The 16,138-nt window shown below is 65.7% G+C and carries 5 protein-coding genes; 2 read left to right on the top strand and 3 right to left on the bottom strand.

Annotated elements, in window-relative coordinates:
• Positions 1-123: 123 nt before the first annotated feature.
• The 3 genes from EDF74_RS06325 to EDF74_RS18080 all read right to left on the bottom strand — a co-directional run bounded on the left by EDF74_RS06325 (position 124) and on the right by EDF74_RS18080 (position 6,650).
• Entirely contained in the window at positions 124-3,930 is a 3,807-nt protein-coding gene (locus tag EDF74_RS06325) for an autotransporter outer membrane beta-barrel domain-containing protein (RefSeq protein WP_184997077.1), read from the bottom strand.
• A 58-nt stretch (positions 3,931-3,988) separates the two neighbouring features.
• Positions 3,989-5,338 carry a DUF1254 domain-containing protein gene (locus EDF74_RS06320; RefSeq protein WP_221180328.1) on the bottom strand — a complete coding sequence of 450 codons (1,350 nt, stop codon included), beginning with the start codon at positions 5,336-5,338 and terminating at the stop codon, positions 3,989-3,991.
• Between the two features lie 718 nt (positions 5,339-6,056).
• Positions 6,057-6,650, bottom strand: a complete 594-nt coding sequence (locus EDF74_RS18080) for a hypothetical protein (protein ID WP_148045914.1) — start codon at positions 6,648-6,650, stop codon at positions 6,057-6,059.
• Positions 6,651-7,064: 414 nt separating this feature from the next.
• On the opposite strand from EDF74_RS18080, the gene EDF74_RS06315 reads away from it, so the two are divergent.
• Together EDF74_RS06315 and EDF74_RS06310 are read left to right on the top strand one after the other, a co-directional pair.
• The gene (locus tag EDF74_RS06315; RefSeq protein WP_123729266.1) at positions 7,065-15,776 is read left to right on the top strand and encodes a glycoside hydrolase family 94 protein; all 8,712 of its coding nucleotides are present in this window, start codon (positions 7,065-7,067) and stop codon (positions 15,774-15,776) included.
• A complete protein-coding gene (locus tag EDF74_RS06310) occupies positions 15,773-16,033 on the top strand; it encodes a hypothetical protein (protein WP_123729265.1) in 261 nt (86 codons plus the stop codon). The genes EDF74_RS06315 and EDF74_RS06310 overlap by 4 nt, the downstream gene beginning before the upstream one ends.
• Positions 16,034-16,138 lie beyond the last annotated feature (105 nt).

Below are 16,138 nucleotides of genomic sequence, written 5' to 3'. Positions count from 1 at the left end.
GTCCGCTTCCGGCCAACAGCAGCCGCTCCCTCTACGTAAAATGCTCACCTCCAAGTAGATGATTCCTTAGGCGCCCAAGCATGGAACCCATTGGTGCTGGACCTTGCTGCTGGATTTCAATCTCTACCAATGCCAGCGCATGCCTACCTTTGCGTTCCATGAGGTCTCTTCGCCGTCAAAGCTCCACGTGTAGTCGGCGTCTGCAAAAAAATAGCCGGTAGCGCTGACCTGACAGGTACCGCCCACCCCTGCTTCGCCCCAACTGTCGCCAAGGTCGGCGGTAAAGGGGACGTAGCCCCGTGCACTGGAGAACTCGGTGGTCGGTGCGCCGCTGAACTGGTGCCAAGCGTTGGCGCGTATCCACCAACTTGTGGCGCGCATACCTGAGCTGACTGCTCTCTCGCCGGTACGGTTAAGCCGCAGGCCCAGTCGGCCCACGGTGGAATCGCCATCGGTGTAACGGACCCGTGCAACGGCATCGACCAAGTCGTCCAGCGTGATCTTCTGCCAGATCAATTGAGCCTGGGGCTCGATGCGCCAGCCTGTCCGGCTGGGCTCGCCACTGCCGGCTTGCCCGATAAGCCACGGCCAGCCGGCTTCCACGGAAGCAAGCACGCCATCGCCATTGGTGAAGATGTCCGGCAGGCGGGTGGACCGCGCACGGAAGTCATACCAGGTGTATTGAGCAACGACATCCACGTACGCGCCACGGGGGGAGAACGCTGTCCAGTAGGTGCCGATAGTGCGCGCGTCGAACTCGTCGGTGCCGGCATGGAACTCGTAGTCAGGGAACGTATGACGCACTCGACCACGAGCCTTGCCATAGGCCAGGTAGCTGCCGGCGTGCTGGTGGCTGCCGTCCTCGCTGAGAGAGCGGTACAGGTCCACGCCAACCTGCAGCACATCGAACGCATAGTCGAAGCCCGGTCCCCGGTCTCCGTAGATGCCCTGGCTCCCTCCGTCACGTTCGCCGTCATGATGCAGCACGCGTAACCACGCGCCAGCAAGGCCAGTCCCTCCTGACGAGAGGTCGTCCCGTTGCTGCAGCATATGCTCTTCGCCTACGCGCTCATGCAACGTATCAACCACGGCTCGGCCGTAGATTGCTGCCATGGTTGGCAATGCCGCGGCCAGCGACACCTCCTGCCGGTAGGCCGGCGTGGGCATGGGGGGCGTCGGCGGCACCGGCGGCGGAAGTGGCGGGTCCGGCGGCGGCACCGGCGGTTGCGGCGGCGGATCCGGTGGAGGAAGCGGCGGAGGATCAGGGTCTGGATCTGGCGGCGGCGGCGGGGGTGGGGGTGGTGGTGGTGGTGGTGCTGGGCACGGTGGAGAGGGCGCACCTGGGGCGGCGCAATCGATTACCGACCGCAGGAACCAGCTGTTGTCCGTGTCGCTGCTGCTCGCATCGGCAACTCCGCCTTGATAGAGGAAATACTCATATGGGCCGGCGACGACCGGGCTGGAAAGGCTGAAGGCGCCGGCCGATGTGGTTGCGTTGACGGACTGTACGAGCAGGATGCCGTTGGATTCGGTCACCGCGCCACTGCCCCCGGTGTTGCGCACCTGGATGCGACTCTGGCCGGCGCCCGCACCGTCCACGATGACCAACCGGTCCGATGCCGATCCATCTGTGTCCAGCCAAGTGTTCATGGCCAGCAGCCCGTCGTAGCCGACGTAATCGGTGACGGTCAGCGCCATGTAGCTCTCCGGCAGCGCCGGATCGCCGAGCGGTGCCCCGAAATCAATCAAACCCGCCTGATGCGAGAGCGACGTCAGCAGCGATGAGTCGCTCATCAGCCACGTGCTGTCATTCAACACGACGGTTGAAACGCTGTCGGGGCCGGTCTGGGCGAAGCCAGACAACGAAGAGCGCTCTGCATGGATGTAGGCATCGGCCGGATCACCGCCCAGGTTCGCGCCCACGTACAGCCATTGCCCGCTTCCGCCGACGGTGGTGTTCGTGAGCTGGACGTTCACCCCGTCACTGCCATTCACGTAGATCGTGGGTCCATCTACGTTGCTGAGCCGGCTGTCGGCAAAGTCCGCTCGCGGAAAGAAGCCGCTGAGCCACAACGCGGGCGCACCCTGCCCGTAGCTGGAGACATCCGTGTTGGACGCACTGACCCGGCCACCGTATGCCGCGAGAACGCCCGCCGTCTGCGCGCCGTCGACAATGACATCGACGTCGTCCAAGGACACCATTCCGGCCTGCGCGACGACACCATGACTTCCAGTCCCCACTGTCTTGACGGTACTGGAGGCCAACCGGACTTCCCCGCCATTGCGCGCCACCGCCCCCCAGGAGCTGTCGGCGCCCGTGCCGCTGATCACCAATCCGGTTCCCTCGAAAAGGCCTGTAGCCTCGGCGGCAATCACACCTTCAGCATCCTCGTTCGTGCTGATGAGTGTCCCGCCGCCAGACAGTGACACGTGGCCAAGCGAGTCCCTTACAGATACAGCAGACCATCCCGCGCTCACGTTGACGGTGCCTGCCAGCAGCGCCTGCGAGCCCAGAGCGAAGATGCCACCGCCGGTTGCGGAGGACACGTTCAAGGCGCTACTCGCTTCACTCGTGAACTGCGAGCCCGTATCGAGATAGATGGCGCCTTCCCCGCTCTGGTTCTGAACGCCAAGTGTGCTGCCACCGCGCAGGAGGAAGCTGGCCGAATTGCTACCGACGATGCCTTGCTTGCCGCCCAGCACGTTCAGGCTGCCGGCATTGAAGAACACGCGGCTGGCGTTGTTGTCAATGCCGATCGAACCCGTTCCCGCAGCGGTAATGGCCGCCTGACCCGCCAGCGTCAGTTCGGCGCCCTGGACCAGCGCCGCACCGTAGCTGTTGCTTCCCGTCTGGATCTGCGTGTCCGTCAACGAGGCAACGCTGCCTGCGGTCATGTACAGGCCCCAGCTCTGCTCCCCTACCAGGAACCTTCCGCGGGTGTCGTTCAACCGCGCGGGCGCAAGTGCACCCGTACCCCACCACCCGACGCTGCGATTTCCCAAGGTGAGCGAGGTGTCGGTCAGGTTCGTTCGCGACCCCAACACGGGCGAGGCGTAGGTAGCGCTGAAGATGTTGTAGATGCCCGTCGAATAGTCGCCCAGCTCGAAGGTTCCATTGGTGACGTTGAGCTCGGATTCGCCCGCTACGAAGCCGCCGAACGTGCGCCCGGCACCTGTGATGCCGCTGCCGATCCGCACGATCGTATTGGTTGCGTTTATCTGCGCGAAGCTGCCGTTCTGCCCAGGCAGCCCACCGCCCGGATCCGTGTTCATGACCTGCAGGCCATAGCCGAGCGTGGTGGGAATATCGATGATGGAGCTCTCGACATTGACCACGCCGCCGCCGAACGCTGCCACCACCGCCAGGGTCTGCGTCGGAACGTAGCTGGTGCCCGGGTGCAGCGTGAGCGTGGCATTGCGCAGGGTCAACGTACCCTGTGTGGTGGCCACGGCGTTGGCGAGCCGTTCCGGCGCCATGTACACGGTGGAATCGACGAAGGTCGCGTTTGCAGGGGCATAGGCGGCGCCTGGCCCGCTGAACACGGTGATGGGGCTGAAGTAACTGCCTGCGGGACGTTCGGCAACCGCCTGGTAGCCGGTGAATGTGGCGGTGGTGCCATAGGCCACGCGCACCACATCCCAGACGGTCTGGGTGATGGCTCCATCGGGCAGGTTGTAGGTGCCGCCATCGCACAGGGAGAGCCCGCGCGGATTGGTGGTAACGCCGAAGCAACCCTGTGGCGCACCGGGATCGGTAGAGAGGAGCGTGCCGCTGCCGACGGATTCGGCGACATCCGGCGGCGCATCGGGCGGCGGGGCGGCAAACGCCGGTTGAGCGGCCCACTGCGCGATGACCATCGCCAGCGATGCTGCCAGGCATCTCGGTGGAGGAAAGGCGCCGAAGGGATGTGGTTCGATCGGTGGAACCATGGCAAAGCTCCTGGTCGAGGCAGTTCCATCGCGGCCGGACGCTTCAGCTGCTCGGCGGCTAGATCGGCACCACGGCGGGCGGCGACCAAGCGCCATCCAGGATGGCCGCATCCGGCCAGTAGGTGCGCACATACAGCGAGAACGGAGCCCCCCTTGGCGATGGCAACCAGTTGCCTTGCAATGCCGGGTCGCTTGGCGGGTCCGGCTGCACATACAAGGTCAGACTGCCATCGGCCCCGCGGACCAGGTCCTGGTTCTTCGTGCCCAGTGAGAAACGGTCAACCGGGTTGGGAAAGAAGAAGTGCTGGGCGTCGTACAGCGTCAGCGACCAGAATCCTTTCACCGGGGGCTCGCCCTTGGCGAAAGTCACGGTGTAACGCTGGCTTCCGTCCAGTCGCGCGCCGTTGGCATCGAGGTCCTGGTAAAAGTAGGTCGCTTCGTTCGGCTTGTTTACATAGATGTTCGACTTGGCTACTGCCGTGCGGCTGAAGTAGTCGGTGCCGAACCGGGCACCGTTTCGGATGGTGGTCCAGTTGCCCGGCAACGGAATTCCGAAGTTGCGGAACTCGAGCAGCGGTGCGATCAGTTCGCGCTCGGTCCGTACCGCTTCGTCGGTGATCGTCGCCTTGAGGGCGGGGTCACGTGCAGCGGCATCGACCAGCGCCAAGGCCTTTGCGTATTGGGCCTGCTCGCCCGGAAGCGGCGTGGTGTCGGCCAGTACCGTGGCCAATTCGTCCCAGAACGTGGCCGGGTCCACCTTGGGCGCTTCGCTGCCATCCGGTTGCGGCGGGGGCGCGGGAAAGTCCGGCGTGCTGCTCCAGTCGCGTGTCTTCATGCGGCCATCGAACTGTGACAGTGGGTACATGTCGATCTGGCTCAACAGTGCCTGCACCGCTTGTCGATCTTCTTCAGTGTCGTCAAGGAAGACGCGTGGTATGGCGTAGCCACTGAAGGTGGTGCTGCGGAAGACACGGTTGATCTTCTCCGGCGGCTCCCCCTTCCAGTCTGGCCCCACCAGCAGGTAAAACCCCGGCGGCGTTGCGTACATGCTGCCCAGCTCGGCGAAGCTGTCGGTCCGCGTGTCGACCACCTGGTACACCCAGAAGCGGGTGCCGAAATCCGGCACCTGCAGGACGACCGGTTCAATGTCCAACGCCAGTGGACCGCCGCCATACACCACGTCCTGGTTGGGGCACGCCACCTCACGTTCGCTCGGTGCGACATAGTCGGTCAGCATGCTCAGCTGGTTGGGGGGCGCCGCCGGCAGGACCCCTCCCAGCCGGCCCGGGCCAAGGAGTGACTGGAAGTTCACCCGACGGTTGTAAATGTTCACCATCGGCCATGCCCAGAAGTACACGTCTCGCGCCGCCGATCGGGCATAGGCTTCGGTCAGTCGCGTGCCCGGCATGGGGCCCGCGGTTTCATCTGATGCAGACGTGGGCGAACGGTGCGTTTGGTCTGCCATGGCAGTTCCCGTGCGGTGGGCCGATGCCACGATGCTGGGGTATGCGCAGAGCGCCCGCCTCTGGTGTTCTACGCAGGGGAAGCCAGTAAAAGTACGGTGTCGCCTCTACCTGGCTTTGACCAGATTTCGCCGAATAGCTTATCTCTGGCCACCCAGCTGCCGATATCTCACCGCTAATCTGCCGGGTCCGCTATCGGCCAGTAGCAGACCTCTGCCCTACCCCTGATAACGATCCCTAATCAGCGTGCTCGCGTCACTGGTAGCTGAACAGGGACGATGCCGACGATCTATTCACTGCGCTCGGGTAGGCCGCGCCACGAATTGACGATCACAGGAAGAGTCACCGCTCCCTAGCGCCTCTAGAGTCTGAGCCGCTCTTTAGCGCAGCGCAGCGATCAGCGCTTGATCCTGAGCCGTCTTGAGCCGCTCGGCAACTACCTGGCTCAACAGCCTGGCGTGAGCAAAAATGAGACGGCGTCGGCCGCGATGAATGCAAGCAAGACGCTCTCTTTGTCGATCGTGCCTATCCGCAGCCCAGATCAGCTTCGAAAGGCAGTGCCAAGTTGGTGCATTCCATTACATGCCATTGTTCTGCATAGGCATTTTGCCTGGGAATTTAATCGGCAGCACTCAATGCGTGCTTGGCTTCAGCCAGCAGTCGCTAACGAGGACCAAGGTGAGAATCCTCCCTGTTACTTACCGCCAGCCTGTTTACATCCTCCAAGAAGCCGTCACCAAGCCTCGCTGCCGCTGCCCAAGCGTCGGTTCGCCATAGAGCAACGCCCGATACGGCCATCAGGATGATGCCCCACAAGGAAGAGGCAACAGAAGCCGAAATGCTTACGTTGTTGGAACCGGCTATAAGCGCAAAAAGTAACGTTGCTCCTGAGAAAGCCGACACGAAGTAGATAGCCCAGAAGACCAGATTCCACTTCGCTCGCTTCGTAGCCGTTGCCGCCTTGGCCTTCCAACCAACCCGCTGGGCATTCTGATCCCACTCAACCAGGCTCCATACGTCGGCGAGATCACCTAGCATCCGACAAACCTCAGCACCTGATCGATCACAGACCCTTCTGACCACAGCTGCCGGCAGATAGGCGCCGAACAACTGGCGCGAAAGCACCTCCACACTTAATGCGTCGAGTTCCCACGGATTCTTCCAATGCTGAAGGAATTCGCGTCGGCGGACGAACTGAAGATCTCTTCGGCCAATCAGCCACCGAAAGCCCCCAAGTACCAGGATAGCCAAACCCATGACCATCTTGAGCTGACCCCCGGCCAGGCCTATCAAATGCTCCATATTCCCCCGGCCACGATCGATGCGTTACTCGAACGATCACCGACCAGGTGTGGCAGGTCAACATCTAGATCTCACCCAGGCAGATAATTGCCTAAGGCAGCCTCGTAACGAAACTGGATTCCGTCAGGCGCGCGACCTGAAACACAGCGTGGCGGCCCTCCTCCTGCTGGTCCACCGTCCGGGCGGCTAGCACCATGGCCGCCCCCGCTGGCTCCCTGACCAGAACCAGTCACAACGCGCCGCTAAGTGGAGAGCGCCAAACGCCTGTCGCGCGGCTATGGCGGTCCGGCAATCAAGCCGGCCTTCACAACTACCACGCCACCCCGAATGCAACTATGCAAGGACGCGACCTGCCCCCCTCGGTAACCTATGCCCCACTTTCGCCGTCTTTTTGGTCGTTGGCTCCGCCTGCGTCGTCTTGTCCGTTGGCGCTGGCGTGAGCGCCAGGCCTCGGTCCCGGCCATCGAAGCCACCGAGGTCCCCCTGCGCGCCGCGCTGTACAGCGTTGAACAGATGGAGGTGTACGGCCGCGCCCTGGCGCGCCAGCATCGGGTGCGGATGCGACCAGGCGCAGAGCGCCTGCTCGATCGCCTGCAGGCCAACGAGCGTGTCCTGGAAGATGCCAACACCCTGCTCAGCAACGTAGTGCGCGAACAGCGGCCGGTGACCCCGGCCGGGGAATGGCTGCTCGACAACTACTACCTGATCGAAGAACAGATCCAGACCGCGCGACGCCACTTGCCGCGCGGCTACAGCCGGCAGTTGCCTTCGCTGGTCGCCGGCCCCTCGGCCGGGTTGCCGCGCGTGTATGAGCTGTCGATGCAAGCGATCGCGCACGGCGATGGCCGCATTGATGCCGATACGCTGGGCCGCTTCATCGCCTCGTACCAATCGCTCGCGCCGCTGAGCCTGGGCGAACTGTGGGCGGTTCCGATCATGCTGCGCCTGGCGCTGCTGGAGAATCTGCGGCGGATGGCGGCGCGGGTGATGCGCGACGGGACGGACCGTGGCCTGGCTGCCCAATGGGCGGACAGCCTCAATCGCGCGGCGTCGGACACTCCGACCGATGTCGTGCTCGTGGTGGCGGACATGGCACGCTCCGAGCCGCCCTTGACCGGCGCCTTCATCGCCGAGCTGACCCGCTCGCTGCAGGGGCGCGGCGGCGCGTGGGCCATGCCCATCGCCTGGCTGGAACAGTGGGCCGCCGCGGCTGGGCAGCGCATCGACGAACTGGTCGCCGCCGAGGGGCAGCAGCAGGCGGCTGACCAGGTCTCCATCGGCAACAGCATCGGCAGCCTGCGCTTCCTCTCCACCATGGATTGGCGCACCTTTGTCGAAGACATGAGTGTCGTCGAGCAGCGGCTGCGGGAAGACCCGATGGCCGTCTATCCGGAGATGGATTTCGGCACCCGCGATGCCTATCGCCATGTCGTAGAGAAGATCGCGCGCGGTAGCCGCGTTGCAGAAGAACGCGTTGCGACCATCGCGCTGGATCTGGCGCGGGCGGCCGCGCCGCTCGATGGGCCACGTACGCACGTGGGCTATTGGCTCGTCGGCGAAGGCGTGAACGCGACTGTCGACGCCGTGGCCGAGGCGGCACCGCGCCGCCGCAAGGCACGGCGACTGGCGCATCGCGTGCCCCTTGCCCTGTACCTGCTGCCGATCGCCCTGCTGGCGGTGGTGGCGACCGCTGGTCTGCTGGCCTCGGGCAGTGGCTCGGTGCCCGTCTGGCTGGCCGCGCTGTTCGGGCTGCTGGTGTTCAGCGAGCTGGGCATCGTCCTGGTGAACTGGACGGCAACGGTACTGGTCACGCCCAGGCCGCTGCCCAAGCTCGATTTCAGCGAAGGTATCCCTGCCGCCTGCTCCACCGTGGTCGCGGTCCCCTCGATGTTGTCCAGCATCGACGGCATCGATGTCCTGACCGAAGCACTGGAGGTCCGCTTCCTGGCCAACCGCGACCCTCAGCTGCGCTTCGTGCTGCTGACGGACTTTCTCGATGCCGCGGCAGCCGAGACGCCGACGGACGACACGCTGCTCGCGCACGCCGTGGAGCGTATCGAGGAATTGAACAGTCGCTATGCGGCCGAGCGCGGCGATCGCTTCTACCTGCTGCACCGCCCCAGGCAATGGAACCCGGGCGAAGGGGTGTGGATGGGGCACGAGCGCAAGCGCGGCAAGCTGGCAGCCCTCAATGCCCTGCTCCGCCAGGGCGATGCGGCCGCGTTCATGCGCACTGTCGGTGACACGGCGGCCCTGATCGGCGTCCGCTACGTCATCACCCTGGATTCGGACACGCAGCTTCCGCGGGATGCCGCACGCGCCTTCGTCGCCACCCTCGCGCACCCGCTCAACCGCCCGCGCTTCGATCCGGCGCTGCAACGCGTGGTGGAGGGTTACGGCATTCTGCAGCCCAGCGTCGGCACCAGTCTGGGCACGCGCCGCACCTCGCGGTTTGCGCGGATGTTCGGCAGCGAGCCCGGCATCGATCCATACTCGCGCATGGTCTCGGATGTCTACCAGGACCTGTTCGACGAAGGCTCATTCGTCGGCAAGGGCATCTATGACGTCGAAGCGTTCGAGCATGCGCTCGAGGGCCGCCTGCCCGAGAACCGCATCCTCAGCCACGACCTGCTGGAAGGCTGCTATGCACGCGCCGGCCTGGTCAGCGATGTGCGCCTTTACGAGGACTATCCCGAGCGCTACGCCGCCGATGCCAAGCGCCGTGCGCGCTGGATCCGCGGCGACTGGCAGCTGTTGCCCTGGTTGATGCCGTGGACACCGCGCCCGGGATCGGGATGGGAACGCAACCGGCTCAGCCTGCTGTCGCGCGGCAAGTTGCTGGACAACCTGCGCCGGAGCCTGGTGCCGATCGCTGCCTTGGCCTTGCTGGTGGCGGGTTGGCTGTATGCCGAACGCCCGGCTGCGTGGACGGCATGGGTGCTGGCACTGTGGTTCGCACCGCCGCTGATCGGCATGCTGCGCGATGCGCTGAGCGTTCCGGACGACACCCCGCTGGAAGCGCACTACATCATGGTTGGGCGCGGCACGCTGCAGTCGTTGCTGCGCGCGGCCACCCAGGTCGCGTGTCTGCCCTACGAAGCGTTGCTGGCCGGTGGCGCGGTGCTGCGCACGCTCTGGCGCATGACCGTCACCCGCCGCCACCTGCTGCAATGGAACCCCTCCAGCGAAGTCGAGCGCCGCCTCGGCAGCGACCGCGGCGCGGAATGGCGGGTGATGGCGCCGGCATCGTTGCTGGCAGTTGCGCTGGCGGCAGTGGTGGTCAGCCTGGCTCCGCAGGCGCTGCCTGTCGCCCTGTCCCTGCTGCTGGCGTGGGTCTTCGCACCCGCCTTGATGGCGTGGCTCGGCCGGCCGCCGGCCGCAAGTGTGGCCGAACTGTCCGTGACACAGCGGGCTTTCCTGGGCCGGCTGGCGCGACGCACCTGGTCGTTCTTCCAGGCGTGGGTGCGCGAGCAGGATCATTGGCTGCCGCCGGATAACATCCAGGAGCATCCAACGCTGGTGGTGGCGCGGCGCACCTCGCCGACCAACATCGGCCTGTCGCTGCTGGCCAATCTCTCTGCGTGGGATTTCGGCTGGCTCCAGCTGGGCGCGGTCGCGGAACGTACCGCGCTCACGTTCGATACGCTGGACCAGCTGCCGCGCCATCGCGGCCACTTCCTGAACTGGTACGACACCGAAACCCTGGCGCCGCTGCAGCCGCGTTACGTCTCCACCGTGGACAGTGGCAACCTGGCCGGCCACCTGCTTACCCTGCGCCAAGGCCTGCTCGCGCTCGTGGATGCGCCGGTGCTGGCACCGCACACGTTCGACGGCCTGGCCGATACGCTCGGCGTGCTGGAAGAAGAACGGCAGCGCCATCGCCCTGCTGACGCGCCCCTGGGCGAGGCACTCAACCACCTTCGCCAGCGCCTGGCCTCTACGCGCACCGACCAACCCCGTGGGACGGCACAGCTGCTCGCCCGGTTGCAGGAGCTGGCCGGTCTGGCCGACGCCGTACTGGCGCAGTGGCCGGCACCACCAGCGCCCGAGGAAGGTGAGCTGCACTGGCCGGCCCTGTTCGCTGCCGAATGCCATGCCGCCCACGCGACACTCGCCGACCTCCCTGCCGATGCCGGCGCGGACGTCGAGGCGCCAGTACCGAGCCTGCGCCAGCTGGCCACCCTGCCCGGCTCCGCCGGTGCGGACGCGCGCGCGCGCATCGAGCAACTGCAGGCGCTGGCGCACCGCGCCGGGCAGTTCTCGCTGATGGAGTACGGGTTCCTGTTCTACCGTACCCGCAACCTGCTCTCGATCGGCTACAACGTCGACGACCATCGCCTCGACAACAGCTTCTACGACCTGCTGGCTTCCGAAGCGCGGCTGTGCGCCTTCGTCGCCATCGCCCAGGGCCAGTTGTCGCAGGAAAGCTGGTTCGCGCTCGGGCGGATGCTCACCGAGGTCAACGGCACACCGACGCTGTTGTCGTGGAGTGGCTCGATGTTCGAGTACCTCATGCCGCAGCTGGTGATGCCCAGCTATCCGGACACGCTGCTCGACCAGACCGCGCGGCATGCGGTCGAGGCGCAGATCGTGTACGGCCGCACCTTGAACCTGCCGTGGGGCGTGTCCGAGTCCGGCTATAACGCGGTCGATGCCCGCCTGAACTACCAGTACCGCGCGTTCGGCGTGCCCGGGTTGGGGCTCAAGCGCGGCCTCGGCCAGGATCGGGTAATTGCGCCCTATGCCAGCATGATGGCGCTGATGGTGGCACCGGAGGCTGCGTGCCAGAACCTCCAGGCACTTGAAGGATCAGGGTTCTCCGGCCGCTTCGGCATGTACGAAGCGATCGACTACACCCCCGCCCGGCTACCGCCGGGGCAGGATCACGTTCTGCTGCGTTCGTTCATGGCCCACCACCAGGGCATGGGTCTGCTGTCGCTGGACTACCTGTTGCGCGACCAGCCGATGCAGCGCCGTTTCGTTGCCGATACCGAGTTCCAGGCCACCTTGCTGCTGCTGCAGGAACGTATTCCGCGCATCGGCGTGTTCCATCCGCATGAGGTCGAATCCCTGGGCGAGCACTCCGCCATGGCCGAGCACGAGACCTCCCTGCGCGTCCTGCGCGACCCGGCTGGCCCGCGCCCTGAGGTGCAGTTGCTCTCCAATGGGCGCTACCACGGCATGCTGACCCATGCCGGCGGCGGCTACAGCCGCCACGGCGACCTGTCACTCACCCGCTGGCGCGAAGACGGCACCACCGATGCCTGGGGCACGTTCTGCTACCTGCGCGACGTGGACAGCGGCGAGTTCTGGTCTGCCGCCTACCAACCCACCTGCGTGACGCTGGACCATTACGAGGCGATCTTCTCCGACGCCAAGGCAGAGTTCCGCGGTGCCCGCCGCGGCTGCGAGAGCCATCTGCAGGTCGCCATCTCCGCTGAGGACGACATCGAGCTCAGGCGCCTGCGCCTGACCAACCGCGGCCGTCGCCAGCGCACGGTGGAGATCACCACCTATGCCGAAGTGGTGCTGGCGCCCGCAGCGTCGGACGACGCGCATCCGGCCTTCAGCAACCTCTTCGTGCAGAGCGAGATCCTGGACGCCAAGCAGGCCGTGCTATGCACGCGCCGGCCGCGTTCGCACGACGAGATACCGCCGTGGATGTTCCATCTGGTCGCGGTGCATGATGCGGAGGTGGTGTCGATCTCCTACGAAACCGACCGTTCGCGCTTCCTGGGGCGTGGCAACACGCCGCGCACGCCGCAGGCGTTGACCACCGATACCGACCTCTCCGGTACGGACGGCTCGGTGCTCGACCCGATCGTGGCCATCCGCGTCCGCGTGGTGCTGGAGCCCGAGCAGACCGTGCAGCTGGACATGGTGTATGGCATTGGCGCGGACCGCTCCGGGTGCGAGGCGATGGTCGACAAATACCGTGATCGCCGTCTGGCCGACCGTGTCTTCGATCTGTCCTGGACACACAGCCAGGTGGTGCGCCGGCAGATCAACGCCAGCCAGGCCGAGGCGTCGCTGTACGAGCGCCTGGCCAGCCACGTGCTGTATGCCAATCCGCTGCTGCGCGCCGGCGACGCGGTCCTGCAGCAGAACCAGCGCGGACAATCCGGGCTATGGGGCCATGCCATCTCGGGCGACCTGCCCATCGTCCTGCTCAAAGTCACCGACGCGGAGAACATAGAACTGGTCAGGCAGCTGGTGCAGGCGCATGCGTATTGGCGCCAGAAGGGACTCAACACCGACCTCGTCATCTGGAACGACAGCAAGGCCGGCTATCGGCAGGAACTGCAGGACCAGATTCTGGGAATGGTCGCCGCCAGTTCCGAGACGGGCCTGCTCGATCGCCCCGGCGGCATTTTCGTGCGGCCGGTGCAGAACATGAGCCACGAGGACCGCATTCTGCTGCAGGCAGTTGCGAGGGTGGTGCTCAGCGACGAGGACGGCACGCTGGCTGCTCAGGTGGGGCGCCAGCCCCTGCCCGTGCGACGCATTCCGGCCCTGGTGCCGCAGGCGGAGCAACAGGAGCTGGCACTGGCGATGGAACAGACGCCAGGGCTGCCCGTCGTCGCCGACCCCGGGCCCGAACCCGGACTGCCGCCGGGCGCCGAGCACGACGAAGAGGTGGACGACCCGTGGCCGTTCCTTCCGTACCGCGGCGCCGGCCGATTCGACAACGGCACCGGCAGCTTCAGCGAGGACGGCCGCGAATACGTGGTGGTGGTGCGCGAAGGCGCCCCGACGCCGGCACCCTGGGCGAACGTGATCGCGAACGCCCGCCTGGGCACGGTCGTCAGCGAGAGTGCACCGGGCTATACGTGGTTCGAAAATGCACACGAATTCCGCTTGACGCCCTGGCTCAACGATCCAGTGTCTGATACCGGCGGCGAAGCCTTCTACGTGCGCGACGAGGACACCGGCCGTGTCTGGTCGCCGATGCCGCTGCCGTGCAGAGGCACCGGGGCGTACCGGACGCGCCATGGATTCGGCTACACCGTGTACGAGCACATCGAGGACGGCATCGTCAGCGAGTTGTGGGTCTTCGTCGATGTCACGGCCGCGCTGAAGTTCTCGGTCCTGCGGTTGCACAACCTGTCGGGCCGGCCACGGCGGCTGTCGGCCATCGGCTACGTGGAGTGGGTCATGGGTGACCTGCGCCCGAAGTCGCGCATGCATGTGGTCACCGAACGCGACCCGCAGACCGGGGCGCTGATGGCGCGCAACAGTTACAGCACCGAGTTCGGCGGCCGGATGGCCTTCTTCGACACCGATGCCGAGGGCTGCGGCTGGACCTGCGACCGCCTGGAGTTCATCGGCCGCAACGGCGGCCTGCACGCACCGGCCGCCTTGCGTCGCGAACGTCTGGATGCACGGGCAGGTGCGGGCCTGGATCCCTGCGCGGCGATCCAGGTGCCGCTGGAGCTGGCGCCGGGCGACCGCAGTGAAACCACGTTCCGCCTTGGCGCGGGGCGCGACCGCGAGGAAACCCTGGCGTTGGCACGAAGCCGCCAGGGCAATCAGGAAGCGATTGATGCACTGGACGCCGTGCGCATCCACTGGCGCAACGTGCTGGCCACGGTGCAGGTACGCACGCCGGACCCGGCATTCGACGCACTCGCCAATGGCTGGCTGGTCTACCAGACCCTGGGCTGCCGCTACCTCGCGCGCAGTGGCTACTATCAGTCAGGCGGCGCGTTCGGCTTCCGCGACCAGCTGCAGGATGCACTCGCGCTGGTACACACGCGCCCGGACCTGACCCGCGAACACCTGCTGCTCTGCGCCGCACACCAGTTCACCGAAGGCGATGTGATGCACTGGTGGCACCCGCCGCAAGGTCGCGGCGTGCGCACCCGCTGCTCAGACGATTATCTGTGGTTGCCCCAGGGCGCATCCCGCTACCTGGAGGTTACCGGCGACGCCAGCGTGCTGGACGAAGTGGTTGGCTACATCGAGGGTCGCGCGGTGACCCCGGAGGAGGAAGGCTACTACGACATGCCTACCCTTTCGGCGCAGCGCGGCACCCTGTATGCGCACTGTGTCGTTGCGCTGGAGCGCGGGTGCCGGTTGCTCGGCGAGCGTGGGCTTCCGTTGATGGGCAGCGGCGATTGGAACGATGGCATGAACCGGGTCGGCGACCAGCAGCGCGGCGAAAGTGTGTGGCTCGGGTTCTTCCTGCATGACACGCTTCGCCGCTTCATCGGGCTGGCCAACGCCCGTGGCGATGCCCCCCGTGCACAATGGTGCGAAGAACAGGCCGAACGCCTGCGTCAGAACCTGGAACACCACGCGTGGGATGGGGCGTGGTATCGCCGCGCCTGGTTCGACAACGGCGCCATGTTGGGCTCGTCACAAAACCAGGAGTGCCGCATCGATTCGATCTCCCAGAGCTGGTCGGTGCTGTCCGGCGTTGCCGCGCCTGAGCGCGCCACGCAGGCCCTGGACTCGCTGTACACGCATCTGGTGCGGAAGGACGCCAAGCTGATCCAGCTTCTGGACCCGCCCTTCGACCAGACCACGGAGGACCCCGGTTACATTCGGGGTTACGTCCCGGGCGTGCGCGAGAACGGTGGCCAGTACACCCACGCGGCGGTGTGGGCGGCCATGGCATTCGCACAACAGGGAGATGCGGTGCGTGCCTGGGAGCTGGCCGGCATGATCAACCCCCTCAACCACGCGCTGGATCCGGAAGCAGTCCAGACTTACCGCGTCGAACCCTATGTGCTGGCAGCCGATGTCTACGCCGTGTCACCGCACGTCGGCCGAGGCGGCTGGACGTGGTACACCGGCTCGGCCGGCTGGATGTATCGCCTGCTGGTCGAATCGCTGCTCGGCATCCGTCGCGACGGCGATCGTCTGTCACTTGAACCGTGCCTGCCCGATCACTGGCCGTCATTCGAACTGAGCTACCGCTTCGGGCGCAGCCTGTACGAGTTCGTGGTGACCCGCACGGCGCAGGGTCAGCCGACACTGCATGTGGATGACGTCCTGCAGCCGGACCTCAGCGTCCTGCTCCGCGACGACGGCCATTACTACAAGGTCGCCCTTGACTTGGACGCACCCCCGGGATGAACGTCCGTCCCGAGATACAGGGTCAGCTCGATGCGCTGGCCGGGATGCTGGTCCACTGGATGGCGCAAGTGCGCCATCCAGCGCAGTTCTGGCCGCAGTTCGAAATGCTCGCTGGAGAAATTCTGGATCAATGCGAACACGCGGAGAGAGATCAAGCGTGCGCGTGCATCCAGGCGATGCTCAAAGAGCATGCGCTGGAGCTTCCGGCGTGGCACGAACGTGGGGCTGGCCTGCCGCTGGGGAAGCCAGAAGCGTGATGGCCAGTCCTGGCGCAGGTGCCCAGCAGCAACGACATTGCATGCACCGGGGCCAGCTTCCATCGGAAAGACTCCGATGGTCGAAGGGCGCCTTGCTACTGGCCG

Origin of the sequence: Stenotrophomonas rhizophila, from assembly GCF_003751305.1 — a bacterium.
Lineage (GTDB): Bacteria > Pseudomonadota > Gammaproteobacteria > Xanthomonadales > Xanthomonadaceae > Stenotrophomonas > Stenotrophomonas rhizophila_B.
This window is presented reverse-complemented; position numbering and strand designations above follow the sequence as displayed.

Bases quoted from the DNA above. Each gene is read 5' to 3' on its own strand.
- EDF74_RS06325 (WP_184997077.1), bottom strand. From the start codon at position 3,930: ATGGTTCCACCGATCGAACCACATCCCTTCGGCGCCTTTCCTCCACCG.
- EDF74_RS06320 (WP_221180328.1), bottom strand. From the start codon at position 5,338: ATGCCGGGCACGCGACTGACCGAAGCCTATGCCCGATCGGCGGCGCGA.
- EDF74_RS18080 (WP_148045914.1), bottom strand. From the start codon at position 6,650: ATGGGTTTGGCTATCCTGGTACTTGGGGGCTTTCGGTGGCTGATTGGC.
- EDF74_RS06315 (WP_123729266.1), top strand. From the start codon at position 7,065: ATGCCCCACTTTCGCCGTCTTTTTGGTCGTTGGCTCCGCCTGCGTCGT.
- EDF74_RS06310 (WP_123729265.1), top strand. From the start codon at position 15,773: ATGAACGTCCGTCCCGAGATACAGGGTCAGCTCGATGCGCTGGCCGGG.